This is a genomic window from Leifsonia sp. EB41, from assembly GCF_041262565.1.
GTDB lineage: Bacteria > Actinomycetota > Actinomycetes > Actinomycetales > Microbacteriaceae > Leifsonia.
Genome location: NZ_JBGCCJ010000001.1, coordinates 1,852,456 through 1,869,119 on the forward strand (window position 1 = coordinate 1,852,456; position 16,664 = coordinate 1,869,119).

General features: G+C 70.7%; 16 protein-coding genes. 10 read left to right on the forward strand and 6 right to left on the reverse strand.

Going from position 1 to position 16,664, the window contains the following annotated elements:
• Window positions 1–31: 31 nt before the first annotated feature.
• Entirely contained in the window at window positions 32–289 is a 258-nt protein-coding gene (purS, locus tag ABH923_RS09045; RefSeq protein ID WP_370055029.1) for a phosphoribosylformylglycinamidine synthase subunit PurS, read from the forward strand.
• Complete coding sequence (gene purQ / locus ABH923_RS09050; protein WP_370055030.1) at window positions 289–987, forward strand: phosphoribosylformylglycinamidine synthase subunit PurQ; 699 nt, start codon at window positions 289–291, stop codon at window positions 985–987. Before purS ends, purQ begins: the two co-directional genes overlap by 1 nt.
• A 78-nt stretch (window positions 988–1,065) precedes the next feature.
• Here purQ and ABH923_RS09055 read toward each other — a convergent pair whose 3' ends face one another.
• Window positions 1,066–1,860, reverse strand: a complete 795-nt coding sequence (locus tag ABH923_RS09055) for a helix-turn-helix transcriptional regulator (RefSeq protein ID WP_370055031.1) — start codon at window positions 1,858–1,860, stop codon at window positions 1,066–1,068.
• Between the two features lie 76 nt (window positions 1,861–1,936).
• Here ABH923_RS09055 and ilvD point away from each other — a divergent pair, with 76 nt between their 5' ends.
• On the forward strand, window positions 1,937–3,802 hold the full coding sequence (ilvD, locus tag ABH923_RS09060) for a dihydroxy-acid dehydratase (RefSeq protein ID WP_370055032.1): 1,866 nt from the start codon (window positions 1,937–1,939) through the stop codon (window positions 3,800–3,802).
• Window positions 3,803–3,873: 71 nt separating this feature from the next.
• Here ilvD and ABH923_RS09065 read toward each other — a convergent pair whose 3' ends face one another.
• Window positions 3,874–4,026, reverse strand: coding sequence for a hypothetical protein (locus ABH923_RS09065; protein ID WP_370055033.1), 153 nt, complete (start codon window positions 4,024–4,026; stop codon window positions 3,874–3,876).
• 330 nt (window positions 4,027–4,356) lie between these two features.
• On the opposite strand from ABH923_RS09065, the gene ABH923_RS09070 reads away from it, so the two are divergent.
• From ABH923_RS09070 to purL, 3 genes are read left to right on the forward strand one after another with little or no spacing between them, the layout of a single operon-like run.
• The gene (locus tag ABH923_RS09070; protein WP_370055034.1) at window positions 4,357–4,914 is read left to right on the forward strand and encodes an RNA polymerase sigma factor; all 558 of its coding nucleotides are present in this window, start codon (window positions 4,357–4,359) and stop codon (window positions 4,912–4,914) included.
• Complete coding sequence (locus tag ABH923_RS09075; protein ID WP_370055035.1) at window positions 4,911–5,690, forward strand: hypothetical protein; 780 nt, start codon at window positions 4,911–4,913, stop codon at window positions 5,688–5,690. The genes ABH923_RS09070 and ABH923_RS09075 overlap by 4 nt, the downstream gene beginning before the upstream one ends.
• 55 nt (window positions 5,691–5,745) lie before the next feature.
• Window positions 5,746–8,064, forward strand: a complete 2,319-nt coding sequence (purL, locus tag ABH923_RS09080; RefSeq protein WP_370055036.1) for a phosphoribosylformylglycinamidine synthase subunit PurL — start codon at window positions 5,746–5,748, stop codon at window positions 8,062–8,064.
• 69 nt (window positions 8,065–8,133) lie between these two features.
• On the opposite strand, the gene ABH923_RS09085 is transcribed toward purL, so the two are convergent.
• Both ABH923_RS09085 and ABH923_RS09090 read right to left on the reverse strand, forming a co-directional pair.
• The gene (locus tag ABH923_RS09085; RefSeq protein WP_370055037.1) at window positions 8,134–9,039 is read right to left on the reverse strand and encodes a DMT family transporter; all 906 of its coding nucleotides are present in this window, start codon (window positions 9,037–9,039) and stop codon (window positions 8,134–8,136) included.
• A 56-nt stretch (window positions 9,040–9,095) separates the two neighbouring features.
• Window positions 9,096–11,219 carry a transglycosylase domain-containing protein gene (locus ABH923_RS09090; protein WP_370055038.1) on the reverse strand — a complete coding sequence of 708 codons (2,124 nt, stop codon included), beginning with the start codon at window positions 11,217–11,219 and terminating at the stop codon, window positions 9,096–9,098.
• Between the two features lie 189 nt (window positions 11,220–11,408).
• Between ABH923_RS09090 and ABH923_RS09095 the strand changes: the two genes are divergently transcribed.
• The 3 genes from ABH923_RS09095 to ABH923_RS09105 all read left to right on the forward strand — a co-directional run bounded on the left by ABH923_RS09095 (window position 11,409) and on the right by ABH923_RS09105 (window position 14,896).
• A complete protein-coding gene (locus tag ABH923_RS09095; RefSeq protein WP_370055039.1) occupies window positions 11,409–12,596 on the forward strand; it encodes an LLM class flavin-dependent oxidoreductase in 1,188 nt (395 codons plus the stop codon).
• Between the two features lie 34 nt (window positions 12,597–12,630).
• A complete protein-coding gene (locus ABH923_RS09100; protein WP_370055040.1) occupies window positions 12,631–13,326 on the forward strand; it encodes a CE1759 family FMN reductase in 696 nt (231 codons plus the stop codon).
• Between the two features lie 91 nt (window positions 13,327–13,417).
• Window positions 13,418–14,896, forward strand: a complete 1,479-nt coding sequence (locus tag ABH923_RS09105) for a glycosyltransferase (protein WP_370057328.1) — start codon at window positions 13,418–13,420, stop codon at window positions 14,894–14,896.
• A 23-nt stretch (window positions 14,897–14,919) separates the two neighbouring features.
• Here the strand turns inward: ABH923_RS09105 and ABH923_RS09110 are convergent, their stop codons facing one another.
• Window positions 14,920–15,339, reverse strand: coding sequence for an organic hydroperoxide resistance protein (locus ABH923_RS09110; protein ID WP_370055041.1), 420 nt, complete (start codon window positions 15,337–15,339; stop codon window positions 14,920–14,922).
• A gap of 86 nt (window positions 15,340–15,425) precedes the next feature.
• Here ABH923_RS09110 and ABH923_RS09115 point away from each other — a divergent pair, with 86 nt between their 5' ends.
• Window positions 15,426–15,719 (forward strand): hypothetical protein, encoded by a 294-nt coding sequence (locus ABH923_RS09115; protein WP_370055042.1) that lies wholly within the window; start codon window positions 15,426–15,428, stop codon window positions 15,717–15,719.
• A 19-nt stretch (window positions 15,720–15,738) separates the two neighbouring features.
• On the opposite strand, the gene ABH923_RS09120 is transcribed toward ABH923_RS09115, so the two are convergent.
• Window positions 15,739–16,662 (reverse strand): SDR family NAD(P)-dependent oxidoreductase, encoded by a 924-nt coding sequence (locus ABH923_RS09120; RefSeq protein ID WP_370055043.1) that lies wholly within the window; start codon window positions 16,660–16,662, stop codon window positions 15,739–15,741.
• Between the last annotated feature and the right edge of the window lie 2 nt (window positions 16,663–16,664).

A 16,664-nucleotide genomic window follows, 5' to 3' on the forward strand; every position in this document is an offset into this window, starting at 1 on the left:
CCGGATGCGCGAGTGGAGCGGAGATCACCCTTTGTCGACGATCGTTGTGGAAGTCATGCCCAAGGCTGAGCTGCTCGACCCGCAGGGCAAGGCCGTCGCTGGCGCCCTCGGGCGCATCGGCAAGGGCCAGTTCTCGGGAGTCCGCGTCGGCAAGCGGTTCGAGCTGACCGTCGACGGCCCGATCGACGACGCCACGCGCGCCGCGGTCGAGGAGATCGCCGGCGAGATCCTCTCCAACTCGGTCATCGAGGACGTGGTGGGCATCCACTACCCGAGCGAGGACGCCTGATGCGCATCGGCGTCATCACCTTCCCCGGCTCGCTGGACGACCGGGACGCGCTGCGCGCCGTCCGCATCGCCGGCGCCGAGCCGGTCGCGCTCTGGCACGGCGACCACGACCTCCAGGGAGTCGACGCGCTCGTCCTCCCCGGCGGGTTCAGCTACGGCGACTACCTGCGCTGCGGCGCCATCGCCTCCCTCTCGCCGATCATGACCGAGGTCGTGGACGCCGCCGCCAAGGGGATGCCCGTGCTCGGCATCTGCAACGGCTTCCAGATGCTCGCGGAGGCGCACCTCGTCGCGGGCGGCCTCATCCGCAACGACCACGGCAACTTCATCCGCCGCGACCAGCACCTGGTGGTCGAGAACGCGGACACCCCGTGGACGAACGGCTTCGAGCAGGGCCAGGAGATCGTCATCCCGCTGAAGAACGGCGAGGGCGGCTTCATCGCCTCGGCCGAGGAGCTGAAGCGGCTGGAGGGCGAGGGCCTCGTCGTCTTCCGCTACACCGGCGTGAACCCCAACGGCTCGCTGGACGACATCGCGGGCGTCCGCAACGAGCGCGGCAACGTGGTCGGCCTCATGCCGCACCCCGAGCACGCGGTCGAGGCGGGCTTCGGTCCCGACACCGCGGTCGCCATGCGCTCCGGCGTCGACGGCCTCACCTTCTTCACCAGCGTCATCCGCTCCGCCCTCGTCGAGGCGTAGCCCCGCCGCACTCTCTTCCGGACTTCTGTACGCAACACGCCGTGTTCCGGCGTACACAACTCCGGAATCGATGGCTGCCTAGCCGACGGCGGTGTAGACGACCAGGCGGAGGTCGGGGTGGTCGGTCGGGGTGAGTTGGTGGTGTTCGAGAGTGACGGCGCCGCGGCGCGGGTGGCGGAAGCGGCGCTCGCGTGAGGCGAAGCCGCGGATGTCGTAGCGCTCCCACGCGGCGCGGAACGCGGGGCTGGCCTCCCGCAGCCGCTCGACCAGCGCGCGCACGGCCGGATCGCCGGCGCGCGTGCCCGTCTCGGCCCGGAACTCCGCCAGGAAGCGCGCGCTCGTCTCCTCCCAGTCGGGCAGCAGCTCCCGCACCGCGGGGTCGGTGAAGACCAGCCACAGCAGGTTGCGGTCCTCGCGCGCCACCCGTGCGACGTTCGGGTACAGGTCGGCGTACGCCGCGTTCCAGCCCGCGATCCCCCAGTCGGGCGCGAGGGCGAACGCCGGGTTCGCGCCGAGCGCGTCGAGCAGGCGCTGAACGTGAGCCGGCGCGTCCTCCACCGGGCGGGACGGCACGAGCGACGGGAGGCCGAACCCGGCGAGCGAGAGCAGGTACTCGTGCTCGGGCGGCGTGAGCCGGAGCGTGCGGGCCACCGCGTCGAGGACCGAGCGCGACGGGTTGATCTGCCTGCCCTGCTCCAGCCAGGTGTACCAGGTGACGCTGACGCCCGACAGGTAGGCGACCTCCTCGCGACGCAGCCCCAGGTCGCGCGAGCGTCCGACCGGCGGGAGGCCGTACTCGGCGCGCGGCGCCTGCTCGCGGCGGCTGCGCAGGAAGCGTCCCAGTTCGCTGCGGCGGTCGTTTTGTTCGCTCACGCGTTGATACTAGTGCTCCCAGTACTAGTAGTGACGCCGTCTTCCGGCCGCAGCGCACCGCCCGCACGATGGGAGCATGCCCGCTCTCCGCTCCCGCACTGTCACCCACGGCCGCAACATGGCCGGCGCCCGCGCACTGCTGCGCGCCGCCGGCGTCGCCCGCGAGGACTTCGGCAAGCCGATCGTCGCCGTCGCGAACAGCTTCACCGAGTTCGTCCCTGGCCACACCCACCTCCAGCCAGTCGGCCGCATCGTGTCGCAGGCGGTGCAGGCGGCGGGCGGCATCCCGCGGGAGTTCAACACGATCGCGGTGGACGACGGGATCGCGATGGGCCACGGCGGGATGCTGTACTCGCTGCCGTCGCGCGAGCTGATCGCCGACTCCGTCGAGTACATGGTGAACGCCCACTGCGCGGACGCGCTGGTCTGCGTCTCCAACTGCGACAAGATCACCCCGGGGATGCTGCTGGCCGCGCTGCGCCTGAACATCCCGACCGTGTTCGTCTCCGGCGGCCCGATGGAGGGCGGCCGGACGGTGCTCGTGGACGGCACGGTCCGCAAGCTCGACCTGATCTCCGCTATGGCCGACTCCGCGAACGACGCGGTGTCCGACGAGGACCTGCTGCGGGTCGAGGAGGCCGCCTGCCCGACCTGCGGCTCATGCTCAGGGATGTTCACCGCGAACTCGATGAACTTCCTGGTGGAGGCGCTGGGCCTCGGCCTCCCGGGCAACGGCTCGACGCTGGCCACCCACACCGCCCGCCGCGCGCTCTACGAGAAGGCGGGCGCGACGGCCGTCGAGCTCGCGCACCGCTACTACGACGGCGAGGACGAGTCGGTGCTGCCGCGCTCGATCGCCACGCGGGAGGCCTTCGGCAACGCCATGGCGCTCGACATAGCGATGGGCGGCTCGACCAACACGATCCTGCACCTGCTCGCCGCGGCCCGCGAAGGCGGCATCGACTACGACCTCGGCGACATCGACCGGCTGTCCCGCCGCGTCCCGTGCCTCAGCAAGGTCGCCCCCAACGGCGCGGCCCTGGTGGAGGACGTGCACCGCGCGGGCGGCGTTCCCGCGCTGCTCGGCGAGCTCGACCGCGCCGGCCTGCTCGACCGCGGGGTTCACAGCATCCACGCGCCGTCGCTGGCGGAGTGGCTGGCGGACTGGGACATCCGCGGCGGCTCGGCCACGGCCGAGGCGATCGAGCTCTTCCACGCCGCCCCCGGCGGGGTGCGGTCGGCGCAGGCGTCGTCGCAGTCCGAGCGTTGGGAGTCGCTGGACACCGACGGCGCGACCGGTGTCATCCGGGATGTCGCGCACGCGTACTCGGCCGACGGTGGCCTCGCCATCCTCCGCGGCAACCTCGCGCCGGACGGCTCCGTGGTGAAGACCGCGGGCGTGGACCCGAGCATCCTGGTCTTCTCCGGGCCGGCCGTGGTGGTCGAGTCGCAGGAGGAGGCCGTCGACGCCATCCTGACCAAGCGTGTGCAGGCCGGTGACGTGGTGGTCGTGCGTTACGAAGGACCGCGCGGCGGTCCCGGGATGCAGGAGATGCTGTACCCGACGTCGTTCCTGAAGGGACGCGGCCTCGGGGCGAAGTGCGCGCTGATCACGGACGGCCGGTTCTCCGGCGGGACGTCGGGGCTGTCGATCGGGCACGTCTCTCCCGAGGCGGCGGCCGGCGGCGCCATCGCACTGGTGGAGGACGGCGACACCATCACGATCGACGTCGCCGCGCGCAGCATCCGGCTGGAGGTCCCGGACGCCGAGCTCGACGCACGGCGGGAGGCGCTGGCCGCCGGGCGCGGGTTCCGTCCGCTCGACCGGGAGCGGCCGGTGTCGGCGGCGCTGCGGGCGTACGCGGCGATGACGCTGTCCGCGGACCAGGGCGCGGCCCGCGACGTCGACCAGCTCACCCGCGCCGCGGTCCCGACCGCCTAGCTCAGCCGAAGGGCACGTAAGCGCCCCTAAAACGCGCTTTTAGGGGCGCTAACGTGCCCTTCGAGCTTGGATCAGGGCTTGGGGGCGCGGGGCTTCGGCGTCTTGCGCGGCTTCTTCTCCTTGGGCGGCATCCGGCCGACCTGCTCCAACGCGACGCCGATCCACTCGCGGAGGCGGTCGGGGTCGTCGCGCCAGGCGTCGGGGAGCGACACGTAGCCGCCCATCGGGCGCTCGGCCGGCCCGTACGGAACCGGTTCCGTCGATGGCCTGCAGCTCCTCCCGCACGGCGTCGTCGGGCACGCGCACCCCGACGCTCTCGCCGAACAGCCCGGCGAACATGTTGCCGTTCACGAACGCGCCCAGGTTGGCGAACATCGGCTTGACCTCGACACCGGGAGCGTCGGGCACCACCGAACGGAACAGCTCCATCGTCTCTTGCGACGGTCGTGGGATCTGCATGGCGACCTCCTCGCTGTCACCCTAATCCGCGGGAACCGATCGCGCGCATCGGACACTATGTGAGTGTGAGGGGATCTCCGCTTGACGAGCCGGACGTGATCGAACGCGTCCGCGCCGACGACACCGACGCGTTCGGGGTGCTGTTCGACCTGCACCACGACCGCGTCTTCCGCCAGGCGCTCCGGCTGACCGCGTCCGTGCACGACGCCGAGGACATCACCGCGGTGGTGTTCCTGGAGGCCTGGCGGCGACGGGACGCCATGCGCGTCGTCAACGGGTCGGTCGTCGGGTGGCTGCTCGTGACCACGAACAACGTGTTCCGCAACCAGCTCCGGTCGACCCGCCGCTACCGTGCCGCGCTCGCCTGCCTGCCGGCGCCGGAGCACGCCCCCGACCACGCCGGGGCAGTGGACGACCGGATCGACGGCGACTCCCGCCGGGCCGCCGTTCGCGCGGCCCTCGCACAGCTCCCGCGCCGCGACCAGGACATCCTCACGCTGTGCGTCCTGGAGGACTTCAGCACGGCGGAGGCCGCGGAGGCCCTCGGGATCGCCGCCGGAACGGTGAAGTCGCGACTCTCGCGGGCGAAGGCGAAGCTCTCCGCCCTCGTCCAGGAACAGGACCCCACGATCATGACGGGAGGCGCACGATGAACGGCGAGCCCACCTTCGACCCGCGCCGCAAGGCGGCGATCCGCGAACTGGTCGTGACCACGGCGGCGGACGGACGGTACGGCCGGGCGCGCAGGCGCACCGCGCTCGTGGTGACGCTGGTCGTCCTGGCCCTCGGCATCTCCGGCGGAGGGGTGGCGTACGCGCTCGGCACCGGAATCCTCTCCCCGGCGCCGACAGTGAGCCCGACGCCCATCGCGACCCCGACCGAGACGGCTACGCCCACTCCCACCGCCACGCCGACACCGACGCCGACTCCGACGGCGACGGCGGACGCAGCCGACCCCTCGACCTGGACGATCGGATTCGACGGCATCGGGCCGATCACCCTGGGGATGCGGATGGCCGATGTCACCGCGGCGGCGCCCACCTTCACCGACGTGACGTACGACATCTGCCGACCGGGTCAGTTCGATCTGGAGGCTCCGGACCACCTCGTCGTCAGCGCCTTCGACCTCCAGGACCCACCGGGCGTCGTCGGCGTCCTCGACGTCCGATCCTTCACCTCGGCCGACGACCAGTCCGCCCTAGCGACCCCGCGGACCGACCGCGGGATCGGGATCGGCAGCAGCGCCCAGGACCTCTTCACCGCGTACCCGGGCATCCCGAAGACCGGGAGCTATGGCGAGGTCACCGACTACTACGGGCTGAGCAACGGCGCCGGAACGTGGATCGCGTTCGCCGTCATCAACGGGACCGTCGACCGCATCACGGTCGGACCGTCATCGACGATGCCCTCGGAGTACTGCCCTGCCTGAGCGCCGGTAGACTGGCATCCATCCCCCGCCACCGCCAGCAGCCTGGAGTGCCCGCGTGACCGACACCACCGTCCAGCATGTCGTCGACACCGTCGCGAACGCCGCCGCGACTCCGGAGAAGGAGCAGCCGTACGCGGCGCTCGGCCTCAAGGAGGACGAGTACGCGCAGATCCGGGAGATCCTGGGCCGCCGCCCCACCTCGGGCGAGCTGGCGATGTACTCCGTGATGTGGTCGGAGCACTGCTCCTACAAGTCGTCGAAGATCTACCTGCGCCAGTTCGGCCAGAAGGTGTCGCCGGCGATGAAGAAGAACCTCATGGTCGGCATGGGCGAGAACGCGGGCGTCGTGGACGTCGGCGAGGGCTGGGCGGTCACCTTCAAGGTGGAGTCGCACAACCACCCGTCGTACATCGAGCCGTTCCAGGGCGCGGCGACCGGCGTCGGCGGCATCGTCCGCGACATCATCTCGATGGGCGCGCGCCCGGTCGCGGTCATGGACCAGCTGCGGTTCGGCCGCATCGACGACCCGGACACCGCCCGCGTGGTCCACGGCGTCGTCTCCGGCATCTCCTTCTACGGCAACTGCCTCGGCCTGCCGAACATCGGCGGCGAGACCTACTTCGACTCCGTGTACCAGGGCAACCCGCTGGTCAACGCGCTCTCGGTCGGCGTGCTGCGCCACGAGGACCTCCACCTCGCCAACGCGTCCGGCGCGGGCAACAAGGTCGTCCTGTTCGGCGCCCGCACCGGCGGCGACGGCATCGGCGGCGCGAGCATCCTGGCCTCCGACACGTTCTCCGAGGGCGGCCCGACCAAGCGCCCGGCGGTGCAGGTCGGCGACCCGTTCGCCGAGAAGGTGCTCATCGAGTGCTGCCTCGAGCTGTTCCGCGACAAGCTCGTGGAGGGCATCCAGGACCTCGGCGCCGCGGGTATCTCCTGCGCGACCAGCGAGCTCGCCTCGAACGGCGACGGCGGCATGTTCGTCGAGCTCGACAAGGTCCTGCTGCGCGACCCCACGCTCACGGCGGAGGAGATCCTCATGTCCGAGAGCCAGGAGCGCATGATGGCGGTGGTCAAGCCCGAGCTGCTCGACGCCTTCCTCGCGGTGACCGCCAAGTGGGATGTCGAGACCAGCGTGCTGGGCGAGGTCACCGAGACCGGCCGTCTCGTCATCAACTGGAAGGGCGAGGAGATCGTCAACGTCGACCCGCGCACGGTCGCGGTCGACGGCCCGGTATACGAGCGCCCGGTCGCCTACCCGACCTGGATCGACGCCCTCCAGGCCGACACCGCCGCCGTCCTGGCGCGCCCGGCCACCGGCGACGAGCTGCGCGAGCAGGTACTCGCCCTCCTCGGCAGCGCCAACCTGGCCGACAAGAGCTGGATCACCGACCAGTACGACTACTTCGTGGGCGGCAACACCGCACTCTCCTTCCCGGACGACGCCGGCATGGTCCGCGTCGACGAGGAGAGCGGCCTCGGCTTCGCCATCGCGACCGACGCCAACGGCCGGTACTGCCAGCTCGACCCCAAGCAGGGCGCCAAGCTGGCGCTCGCGGAGGCCTACCGCAACGTGGCGGCCTCCGGGGCCGTGCCCGCCGCGGTCACCGACTGCCTCAACTTCGGCAGCCCGGAGAACCCCGAGGTCATGTGGCAGTTCTCCCAGGCCGTGGAGGGTCTCTCCGACGCCTGCCTGGAGTTCGAGATCCCGGTCACCGGCGGCAACGTGTCGTTCTACAACCAGACCGGCGACACCCCGATCTTCCCGACCCCGGTCGTCGGCGTGCTCGGCGTGATCGACGACGTCGCCCGCCGCATCCCGGCCGGCTGGCAGGACGAGGGCGAGAACATCTACCTGCTCGGCATCACCCGCGAGGAGCTCGACGGCTCCGCGTGGGCCGGCACGATCCACGGCCACCTCGGCGGCCTCCCGCCCGCGGTCGACCTCGCGGCCGAGCGCACCCTGGCCGAGACGCTGCACGCGGCCTCCGTCGAGGGCCTCGTCTCGTCGGCCCACGACCTCGCGGACGGCGGTCTCGCGCAGGCGCTGGCCGAGAGCGTCATGCGCTTCGGCGTCGGCGCCCGCGTCTGGCTCGGCGAGCTGCAGGAGCGCGACGGCGTGGACGCCGCGACCGCACTGTTCAGCGAGTCCACCGCCCGCGTCATCGTCTCGGTGCCGCGCGAGGACGACGTGAAGTTCCGCGGCCTCTGCGAGGGACGCGGCGTTCCGCTGCTCCGCATCGGTGTCACCGACGCCGAGGTCGGCGCCCAGCCCGTGCTCGAGGTGCAGGACCTCTTCACCGTCGGCCTGGAGGAGCTGCGCGGCGTGCACCGCTCCACGCTCCCCGAGCACTTCGGCCCGACGGTCGCGTAGCGGCGATCCAACTGACAGAACACGCCGCCTCGGCTTCGTCCGAGGCGGCGTGTTCTGTCAGTTCGTTCGTCAGTCGGCGACGAGGGCGGCCTGGCGGCGCGTGAAGAGGCGCACGCGCTGCTGCGTCAGCAGGATGCCGCACAGGACGACCGCGGCGCCGACCGGCTCGTTCCAGCTCAGGTGCTCCCCGAGCACGAGGATGCCGAGCGCGACGCCGACCACCGGTGTCACGTAGGTCACGCCGGAGGTCGCGGTCGGGCCCCAGGCGCGCAGCACGTTCATGTTCCAGATGTAGACGACGCCCGTGCCGAGCGCGCCCAGCGCCAGGAGGCTCAGCAGCACGGGCCAGCTGAACGTGACCGGCGACAGGGCGACCACCGGCGTGAGCGGCAGCATGATCACGGCTGCGATACCGATGTTGAGGAACGCGACCGACGTCGCCGGGATGTCCCGGTGGCTGATGAACCTGCGGATGTATCCGAAGCTGAAGCCGTAGCAGGTGACCGCGCCGAGGCACGCCAACTGTCCCCACACACTGCCGGACAGCGCGGCGATCGTCCACGGCCCGACGACGACCACCACGCCCACGACGCCCACGAGCACGCCGAGCACCTGGTCGCGGTTGAGCTTCTCGACCCGGAACGCGGCGGTCGCAAGGATCGCGGTCGTGATCGGGGTGACGGCGTTGTAGATGCTGGCGAGGCTGGAGGACACGTACTGCTCGGCCCACGCGAAGAGCAGGTACGGCACCACGCAGTAGGTGACCGCCACGACCGCGAAGTGCAGGTAGACGATCGGCTGCTTCGGGAGCCTGCTGCGCGTGACGAGCACGATGATCCCGAGCGTCAGCGCCCCGAACACGAGCCGCGCCCACGCCACCTGCCCGAACGAGACGCCCTCCAGCGCCACCTTCATGAACAGGAAGCTGGCGCCCCAGACGAGACCCATGGCGACGAACTGCAGAGCGACCTTCACTCGTCGAGGCTACCGCCCGCCACCGACGCCGACTGGCGGAAATCGGACGCGGCGGCTCAGTCGCGCACCGGTCGCGCCGAGGCGTCGGGCAGGGCCCCGCCGGGGAGGACCGCGTTCGCGGCCGTCATGTACTGCTTCCAGACCCGGTGCCGGAGCTGGTCGGCCTGAATGCCGCCGATCTTCGACCGCCGCAGCGACACGTCGCCGGTCACGTTGCCGACCCACACCGCGGTGGTCAGGCGCGTGGTGGACCCCACGAACCAGGTGTCCTTCTCGGAGTCCGTCGTGCCGGTCTTGCCGAACACGGGGATGCCGTCGTTCGGGTTCGACGCGGATCCCGTGCCGCCGCCGCGCGTCACGCCCTGCAGCGCGGACGCCATGCTCGCCGCGATCTCCGGGGTCACGGCCTCCGTGCACGCGCTCTCCGGCACCGGGACCTCGGCGCCGTCCGGGCCGACGATCCGGTCGATCGCGATCGGCGCGCAGTAGACGCCCTCGTTGGCGATCCCGGCGAAGGCCGCCGCCATCCGCAGCGGCGAGACCTCGTTCGTGCCGAGGACGTCGGAGACGTAGGAGGTCAGCGGCTTGCCGTCGGCGCGCTTCACGCCGAAGGCCTCGGCCGTCTTGCGGATCTCGCACTGGTCGAGCTTCTGCGCCATCGAGAAGTAGGCGCCGTTCACCGAGCCGGCGGTCGCCGCCCGCACCGAGACGTTCCCCGGGCGCGAGCCGCTGTCGTTCTTCGGGGAGTACGTGCCCGTGCCCGACCCCTGGCAGCTGTCCTTGAACGAGGACAGGTTGAGCGCGCGCGGGTCGCCGTTGACGACGTCGTTCAGCGAGTGCCCGTTCTTCAGCCACTCCGCCAACGTGAAGACCTTGTACGTCGACCCGGCCTGGAAGCCGTTCGACCCTCCGTAGCCGGAGTCCGTGCTGTAGTTGACGGCCGTGTTCTCCGGCGACGTCTCGTCCGGGTCGGCGTTGAACGCCTTGTTCTGCGCCATCGCGAGGATGCGGCCGGTGCCCGGCTCGACGGTGACCAGCGACGAGCCGAGGTCGAGGACGTCCGTCGCGTGCGGTACGTAGGCGTCGACGGCCGCGACGGCGGACGCCTGGAGGTCGACGTCGAGGGTCGTGTAGATGTCGTACCCGCCCCGGGTCAGCGTGCTGTAGTCGGAGTCCGTCGGGTCGGGGAGGACCTTCTCGTTCTCGATCACCCACTGCACGTAGTCGCAGAAGAAGCCGGCGCCGATCGTGTTGGCGGTGACACAGCCGGTCGAGGGCGGCGTGATGTTCGGCTCGATCGGCGTGGCCACCGCCTCGTCGTGCTGCGCCTGGGTGATCTTCTTCGCCTCCAGCATCGAGGCGAGGACGTCGTTGTCACGGCGGAACTTGTTGTCGCCGATGTTGTCCGGGTCGTCGATGCGGAAGTCGTTGGGCGCGTTCACCGTCGCCACGAGGGAGGCTGCCTGGGCGAGCGTGAGGTCCGCAGCGGTCACGCCGAAGTAGTACTCGGCGGCGGCCTCGATGCCGTAGACCGACCCGCCGAAGTGCGCGATGTTGAGGTACCCGAGCATGATCTGGTCTTTCGGGAGCGCCTTCTCGAGCCCGATGGCGAGGCGCATCTCCCGGAGCTTCCTGTCCATGCTGGTCTTGGTGGCCTCCTTGTAGGCGGCCTTGCGCTCGTCCTTGTCACGGATCGCCTCCGCACGCTGCACGAGGACGTTCTTGACGTACTGCATCGTGATCGTCGACGCACCGGAGGCCACCGTGCCGGACGACGCGTTGCCGATCGCCGCGCGCAGCGCGGACGGGATGTCGACGCCGCCGTGCGTGTAGAAGCGCGGATCCTCTGTCGAGGTGAGCGCGTCCTTGACGTACGGGGAGATGGCCTCCCACGCCACGTTCTTGCGGTTCTGCTCGTAGACCGACGCCAGGAGCACCGGCTCGCCCGCGCGGTTCTTCGCGTAGATGTCCGACGTCTGCGCCAGCGCGTCGGGCGTCAGTGCCTCCGGCAGCGTCTCGAACAGGTGGACGCCGCTGCCGGTCGCGACGCCCGCCACCGCCACCACCGGCGCCAGCATCGCGCTGATCAGGACGCCCGCCGTGACGCTCAGTGCGACGAAGCCGGCCGCCGCTGCTACGCGACGGCGCGGCTGATTCGAGTTGTGATTCTGTTCCCCCATAAGGCTCAGCCTGCCGTACTCGGCTGAGAGAAGCCTGACGTGTGATATACGCGCTACCCGAGGTCGATGATCCTGGCTCACCGCGCGCCCGATGCGCCATGCTGGTGCCACCGGCCGGGAATACTTCCAGCTCGACGCCGTTATATGCGTTTGCATAGATACGGCGAGAACGAACCTGAGGAGCCAGCAATGCAGTACGGAATCTTCTCCGTGAGCGACATCACCCGCGACCCGGTCTCCGGCGAGACCCCGAGCGAGGCGCAGCGCATCGACGCGATCGTGAAGATCGCCACGCACGCGGAGGAGGTCGGACTGGACGTCTTCGCGATCGGCGAGCACCACAACCCGCCGTTCTTCTCTTCGTCGCCCACCACCCTGCTCGCGCACATCGCCGCCCTCACCGAGCGGCTGATCGTGACGACTTCCACGACCCTCATCACCACGAACGACCCGGTGCGCCTCGCCGAGGAGTACGCGATGCTGCAGCACCTGTCGAAGGGCCGCATGGACCTGATGCTCGGCCGCGGCAACACCGGCCCGGTGTACCCGTGGTTCGGCCAGGACATCCGCCAGAGCCTCCCGCTCGCGCTCGAGAACTACAACCTGCTCCACCGGCTGTGGCACGAGGACGTCGTCGACTGGGAGGGCAAGTTCCGCACCCCGCTGCAGGGCTTCACCTCCACCCCGCGCCCGCTCGACGACGTGCCGCCGTTCGTCTGGCACGGCAGCATCCGCACCCCCGAGATCGCCGAGCAGGCCGCCTTCTACGGCAACGGCTTCTTCGCGAACAACATCTTCTGGCCGAAGGAGCACTACCAGCGCCTGATCGCCTTCTACCGCGAGCGCTTCGAGCACTACGGCCACGGCACCGCGAAGGAGGCGATCGTCGGCCTCGGCGGCCAGGCCTACATCGGCAAGACCTCCCAGGAGGCCAAGAGCGAGTTCCGCCCCTACTTCAACGAAGCCCCGGTCTACGGCAACGGCCCGACGATGGAGGAGTTCACCGAGGCGACCCCGCTGACCGTCGGCAGCCCGCAGGAGGTCATCGACAAGACGCTGACCTTCCGCGAGTGGGCGGGCGACTACCAGCGCCAGCTCTTCCTGATGGACCACGCCGGCCTGCCGCTGAAGACGGTGCTGAAGCAGCTCGACCTGCTCGGCGAGGAGGTCATCCCGGTGCTCCGCAAGGAGACAGAGGCCCGCAAGGACCCGTCGACGCCCGACGCACCGACCCACGCGTCGCTCGTCGCGGCCAAGTACGGCGACTCTGCGCCGCGCCAGCCGCGCCCGAACGCCAACCGTGGCGACAACGTGACCGGCGCCTCCCCCTACCAGGACTCGGCGGACGAGTTCCAGGCGGAGTACCCGGCGCTCTGAGCGCCCGGCGCACCGATTGCGAGAGAAGGACACCATGACCAGCACCGACCAGCGCCCGTTCCGGGTGGTCGTCGTCAACGCGGGCGTCAGCGACCCGTCGTCAACCAAGATGCTCGCCGACCGCCTCGCCCTGCGCGTGGAGGCCGCCGCCCAGCGCGATGGCCACACGGTCGAGACGCAGAACCTCGACCTCCGGGAGCTGCTCCCCGAGCTGTCCGGCGCGCTCGCGTCCGGCCACCTCGGCCCGCGCTTCACGGCGGCCATCGAGGCGCTCGCGGCGGCGGACGGCATCATCGCGACCGCGCCGGTCTACAAGGCCGGCCCGAGCGGGCTGTTCAGCTCGTTCTTCCAGGTGCTCGACAACGACCTCCTGATCGCGAAGCCGGTCATCCTCGGCGCGACCGCCGGGACGGCCAGGCACGCGCTGGTCGTCGACGAGCAGATGCGCTCGATGTTCGCCTACCTGCGGACGATGACGGCGCCCACCTCGGTGTTCGCGTCGACGGAGGACTGGCAGGACAACTCCCTCGGCAAGCGCATCGACCGCGCGGCCCGCGAGCTGGTGGTCCTGATGGAGACCGGCGTGGAGGCGCGCATCAAGGACACCTCCTGGAGCAGCTACCAGCACGAGTACGGCTCGGCCGGCGGCAACGAGCTGGGGATCGACCTGGGGTCTGACCTGATGCGGCTCGCGGCGGGCGGGACGCTCGGGGGCCCGGCCCGCAGCTGAGGCGGGGCAGGGCGGGCGCACCCGCCCTGCCCCGCACCCCGCTCGCGGTACTCTGTCGGAGACGAAGGGGAGCCGCGTGGACGTGCTGGGCGTGCTGGAGTGGATCGGCGTCGTGGTGTGCCTGGTCCTGGCATTGACCGGGCTCATCCCGGTGATCGCGGCCGCGGCGACGTTCGTCGTCATCCCGTTCCACGCCTGGATCAACCACTACAAGAAGGCCGCGCCCTACCTCCCGCGCGTCGCCATCGTCGTGCCCGCGTGGAACGAGGGGGCGGTGATCGGCGCCTCCATCGACCGGCTGATGAGCCTCGACTACCCCAAGGACGCGCTGCGGATCTACGTGGTGGATGACGCGAGCACCGACGACACCCCCGTCGTCGTGCGCGCCCGCGCCGAGCAGTATCCGGGCAGCGTGTTCCTGCTGCGCCGGGACCAGGGCGGCCAGGGCAAGGCGCACACCCTCAACCACGGCATCGAGCGCATCCTGGCCGAGGACTGGATGGAGGCGCTCCTCATCATGGACGCCGACGTCATCTACCTGCCCGACTCGTTGCGGCGGATGACCCGGCACCTGGCCGACCCCGAGGTCGGCGCCGTCTCCGCCTACATCCGCGAGGGCAGCCGCGACCGAAACTACCTCACCAAGTTCGTCAGCGTGGAGTACGTCCTCTCGCAGCCCGCCGCGCGGCGCGCGCAGAACGTGCTCGGCGCGCAAGCCTGCCTCGCGGGCGGCGCGCAGCTCCACACCCGGGAGAACCTGCTTGCCATCGGCGGCCGGGTGGACACCTCGACGCTCGCCGAGGACACCATCACGACCTTCGAGACGCAGCTGCACGGAAAGAAGGTCGTGTTCGAGCCGCACGCGCACGTCCTGGCCGAGGAGCCGCGCGCAGTCGACGCGCTCTGGAAGCAGCGGCTGCGCTGGGCGCGCGGCAACGTGTCGGTCACGGCGCGTTATTCGAAGGTCTGGTTCCGCCCGTCCAAGCTGCACCATCTCGGCGCGTGGACGTTCGGAATCGTCTGGTTCAGCCTGTGGCTGCTGCCGCTGATCATGGTCACCTCAGCGATCGGACTCGCCGGGCTGCTCTTCCTGCAGAACGAGCTGGCCGCGACCGTCTTCCGCGTCCTCTGGATCTCGGCCTCGCTCGCCTACCTGTTCGTGCTCATCCTCGGCTCGCTCACGGACGCGAAGACCAGCCGCAAGGAGCTCGGCCACATCCTGCTGTTCCCCGGCATCATCAACATGCTCGTGATGATCACAGCGCTGTTCCCGCCGATCACCCTGGTCTGGCTGCCCGGCCTGTTCGGGATCACGCTGAGCGACGAGGCGTTGTTCATCCTGACGCTCGCCATCTACATCTGGATCCCGTTCTCGATGGTCGTCGCGTGGCTCGCGCGGCGGTCGGAGCGCACTCGCGCGGGACGCTGGCTGGCGCCCACGCTCATCCACCTGGCGGGCTACGGCTCGCTGCTCTGCGCGATCACGTTCGACTCCTACCTCAAGGAGCTGGCGGGAGCCGAGGCGCGCTGGGACAAGACCGAGAAGGTCGGGCGGGTCGCGGCGAGCTGACGCCGCGGCGGGTCGGCACGCGGTCAGTCGACCAGCGTCAGCCTGACCGGGACGTTTCCGCGGGTCGCGTTGGAGTAGGGGCAGACGTGGTGCGCCTTCTCCATCGTCTCCTCCGCCGTCTCCCGCCCGAGGCGCGGGATGTAGACGTCCAGCTCGACGGTGAGGCCGTAGCCGCCCGCGCCGTTGTCGCCGATGCCCACGCTCGCCGAGACGGCGGAGTCGGAGGTGTCCAGCTTGTGCGCGCGGCCCACCGCGTGGATGGCGCTCAGGAAGCACGCGGCGAAGCCGGCGGCGAAGAGCTGCTCGGGGTTGGTGCCCACGCCCGAGCCGCCGAGCTCGCGCGGCGGGCGGGTGTCCAGGTCGAGCAGGTCGTCCTCGCTGCGGACGTGGCCGTCGCGACCGCCTCCGGAGGCGTGCGCGATGGCGGTGTAGGCGATGTCCATGAGCACAGCCCAGTCGACGGGACTGAGCGTCCGCTGAGAGCGCGCCCAGGATCCTGATGTACAGGGATCCGGTAGCGTTGGGTGCGATGAGAGTGCACGGCCTGACGCAGACCACCGAGACCCGCGACCTGACCGCCGAGGCGGACGACGCCGAGACCGCACGCGCGCTCGTGAAGGAGCAGGTGCCGGACGGGTTCGAGCTGCTGCAGGTGCACAACGCGATGCCCCGCGGCGGTCGTGTGATCGCGACCGCGGTCATCCGGGAGTCGACGACGCACCGCATCGAGGCGGACGGGGCCGACTATCCGGCCGCCCGCGACGCGCTGCGGGCCAAGGTGCCGGAGGGGCAGCGGCTGCTCTCCATCGTCGTCGACGAGTGAAACGCGAACGGGTCGCGCGTCATCGGACGGTGAACTCCTGACCCGACGCGGCCTCCAGCAGTGGCCATAGTCGCGCCCCGGTCCGCGGAGAGCGTGACGTCCGCGTCGCCCGCCCGCTCGCCGGCGCGCCCTTGGTGAGCCCGGCCGGCCCGAGGTAGTCCTCGGCGGTCAGCGTCGGGTCGAGCACGGCCCGCACCGGGACCCACGCGCCGTGGTCTTTGCCCTGCGTCCACGCCGCCTGGAGGTTGTCGGCGAAGCGCTTGGCGCGGCTCGGCTGGTTGACGCCGTGGACGCCGGGCGTTCGGCCGGAGGTCGAGTAGCCGGGATGCACGACCAGGCTCGTCACCCCGCTGCCTGCGGCCCGGAGCCGGCGCTCCAGCTCGAAACCGAACACCTGTGCCGCGATCTTCGAGCCCGAGTACGCGCGCCATGAGGTGTACGACCGCTCGAGCTGGAGGTCGTCCAGCCGGAGCGTTCCCAGCCGGCTCGCGAGAGACCCGAGTGAGACGATCCGCGCGCCGTCGCTGCGCTCCAGGGCCGGCAACACGCGGGCGACGAGGCGGAAGTGGCCGAGCACGTTGGTGGAGAGCACCAGCTCATTGCCAAAGCGGTCGGTGCGGCGCTCGCGCGGCGGGTGCACCATCCCCGCGTTGAGCACGAGGGCGTCCACCCGCTCGCGTTCGAGCAGGGCGTCGGCGAGAGCGTCGACGGAGGCGTGGTCCGTCAGATCGAGCGGTGTGGCCTCTACCCTGGCTCCGCGGACCCGGCGGCGGATCGCCGCGACGGCGCCCTCCGCGCGCTCCTGGTCCCGGCAGGCGAGCACCACCCGAGCGCCCGCCCTGGCGAGCTGCTCACCCGTGAAGTAGCCCACGCCGGCGTTGCCGCCGGTGATGACGACGGTGAGTTCGTGGGCGTCGGGGAGCTCCGCGGGGTCCCAGACCACCG

Bases quoted from the DNA above. Each gene is read 5' to 3' on its own strand.
- purQ (WP_370055030.1), top strand. From the start codon at position 289: ATGCGCATCGGCGTCATCACCTTCCCCGGCTCGCTGGACGACCGGGAC.
- ilvD (WP_370055032.1), top strand. From the start codon at position 1,937: ATGCCCGCTCTCCGCTCCCGCACTGTCACCCACGGCCGCAACATGGCC.
- ABH923_RS09065 (WP_370055033.1), bottom strand. From the start codon at position 4,026: ATGGGCGGCTACGTGTCGCTCCCCGACGCCTGGCGCGACGACCCCGAC.
- ABH923_RS09075 (WP_370055035.1), top strand. From the start codon at position 4,911: ATGAACGGCGAGCCCACCTTCGACCCGCGCCGCAAGGCGGCGATCCGC.
- ABH923_RS09090 (WP_370055038.1), bottom strand. From the start codon at position 11,219: ATGGGGGAACAGAATCACAACTCGAATCAGCCGCGCCGTCGCGTAGCA.
- ABH923_RS09095 (WP_370055039.1), top strand. From the start codon at position 11,409: ATGCAGTACGGAATCTTCTCCGTGAGCGACATCACCCGCGACCCGGTC.
- ABH923_RS09100 (WP_370055040.1), top strand. From the start codon at position 12,631: ATGACCAGCACCGACCAGCGCCCGTTCCGGGTGGTCGTCGTCAACGCG.
- ABH923_RS09110 (WP_370055041.1), bottom strand. From the start codon at position 15,339: ATGGACATCGCCTACACCGCCATCGCGCACGCCTCCGGAGGCGGTCGC.
- ABH923_RS09115 (WP_370055042.1), top strand. From the start codon at position 15,426: ATGAGAGTGCACGGCCTGACGCAGACCACCGAGACCCGCGACCTGACC.